This window comes from Butyrivibrio sp., from assembly GCF_024699075.1.
This window is the reverse complement of sequence record NZ_JAILQF010000257.1, coordinates 1-2,164: the sequence shown is the minus strand read 5'-3', so window position 1 is coordinate 2,164 and position 2,164 is coordinate 1. Positions and strand designations below refer to the sequence as shown.

2 protein-coding genes and 1 pseudogene are annotated in these 2,164 nt (G+C 37.8%); all 3 read right to left on the bottom strand.

Going from position 1 to position 2,164, the window contains the following annotated elements:
* Window positions 1-26: 26 nt before the first annotated feature.
* Window positions 27-809, bottom strand: a complete 783-nt coding sequence (locus tag K6G87_RS10510) for a protein-ADP-ribose hydrolase (protein WP_296836783.1) — start codon at window positions 807-809, stop codon at window positions 27-29.
* The gene (locus K6G87_RS10505) at window positions 806-1,975 is read right to left on the bottom strand and encodes a helix-turn-helix domain-containing protein (RefSeq protein WP_296836781.1); all 1,170 of its coding nucleotides are present in this window, start codon (window positions 1,973-1,975) and stop codon (window positions 806-808) included. The genes K6G87_RS10510 and K6G87_RS10505 overlap by 4 nt, the downstream gene beginning before the upstream one ends.
* Window positions 1,966-2,164 (bottom strand): annotated as a pseudogene (locus K6G87_RS10500) (protein-ADP-ribose hydrolase); the annotation flags it as partial. The gene K6G87_RS10505 and the pseudogene K6G87_RS10500, both read right to left, overlap by 10 nt.

Genomic DNA, 2,164 nt, shown 5'->3' with positions numbered 1-2,164 from the left:
ATTCCGCTAATGTATATATAATACAATCAATCATTTATCAGCTTGTTATAGATATTAAAATCTATATCTTTATAAACATTAAAGATAATTCTCATATCGCTTCCTGACTCATCAAGCCAGTTTTTTACTGTATTTACTGCGATCTCAGCAGCCCTCCCACTTGGAAACATGAATACTCCTGTGGAAATACAGCAAAAAGCAATGCTCTTAACACCGTTTTCCTCTGCTATATCAAGACATGACTTATAGCAGGATGCCAAAAGCTGCTCATGCTTTTTAGTCAGAGGACCTTGAACTATAGGACCCACGGTATGAATAACATAATCACAAGGTAAATTATACGCCGGAGTAATTTTAGCCTGCCCTGTTGGCTCTGGATGTCCCTGCTTTTCCATGATGCAGTTACATGTTTTTCTTAGCATGAGTCCGGATTTCGAGTGTACAATGTTATCCGCACAATTATGCAGGATTCTCCAGCAGCCCAAAAGCTCTGAATTAGCAGGATTCGTCAATGCATCCACCCGAAGTGTTGTCATGTCTCCTTGCCATAAATATATACGATTATCACTTTTTATGGGTTCTAAATCATTTATATCTGTAATGCCGGCACGTCTATTTTCTTCTGTTAGATATTCATCCTGTATCTTAAGAAATTCATCACTTAGATCTTTAGGTACCCATATATTCATAAGACCACGAAGTAAATCCTTCTGCCCTTGCTCATCATTTGGGATAGGATAATCACTTAGCTGGGATTCATCTCTTTGTAATTCTTTAATTAACCAAATTCTCTGTTCAGTATGGTTCATGAGATATCAACTCCCTTCTTTATTGCAAATTTCTTTATTTCATTATAATTCTCTCGCATTGGAATAAAACGTTCAGTTTCCCAATTGCGGTATGAAGCCGAAGAAACACCAAGCGCTTCTGCAAAATCTACCTGTCTTAACCCTAATTGTTTCCTTAAATGCTTTAGATTTTTCCCATATCCCGGCTTGCAGAAGTCCTTATAATCATCAATATACAATTCTGGATTCTCATTAAGCTGTACAATGGTAATCCCTGCCTGATGCGCAATCTTTTCCAGACTTTTAAAATAATTCAAGTCGGGGGCACTTAATTCCCGTTCCCACTTTCCTATAGCTTCACCTGTGCATCCTACCAACTGCCCCAACTGATCTTGAGTGTATCCATATGCCATACGAATACTTTTTACTTTCTTACCGCATTCATAACCAATAAAATCTTGATATTGACTTCCAAAATACTCAGGGTTGTCGTTTAATTTTTGTAATTCTATTCCAACCTTGATAGCAATTTCTTTTATGGCATCAAAATACTTTCTTAATGGTTTTTGCCATCCTATTTCCCAATGCTCTAATGTTTCAGAATCACAACCGATAGATATTGCAAATTCCTGATATGTCATTGTTGCTGCTAGCCTTATTTGTCTTATTTTCTTACCATAATTTCCTTCAACAAATAAAGTATATTCATCCTTATAGCCATCAGGATTCTCAACAAGTTTGCTTAAACTTATTCCTAAATTTCCTGCAATCTCTTTTATCTTTTCAAATCTTTGAGGTTCAGGATGCCTTTCCTCAAACTCACACTCCCAGACTGCAACCGTACATCTGTCTGTATCAAGTAATCTTGCAAATTCCTCTTGTGTGTAACCACCTTGTAGGCGGATTATTTGAATACATCTTCCATAGCCTGGCTGACAAAATGTCGTATATTCATCCATCAGCTCCCTATAATCTATATCCAGATAATCACCAATAGATTTAGCATATTTGTAATGTATAGGATTAAACCCATTCTCTAAATTAAATAAAGCTCCGGTCGTCAGCCCAAGTTCTTTTGCAAGTTTCTCTCTACTAATTCCTCTTTGTTCACGTATAAATTCTAACTTTCTTCCTGGTCTTGCATCCTCAGCTGGTCTTGGTATAGGCAATGCAAGGTTTACGAGCACCTTGCCATTCTTTTGTTGTATGCCTGTGTGATTGAGGTAGGTGCCGCTTTATCTATACAGCTGTGACATGGCCTGTAACAGCCGGTCATACCGCTGTTTGCGGCATTAACGATCGCATCACATTCCAGTCTTGTGATATCTCCCTGCCAGAGATATATCCCGGCCTTTATCTCCTTAATATCAGAAAGC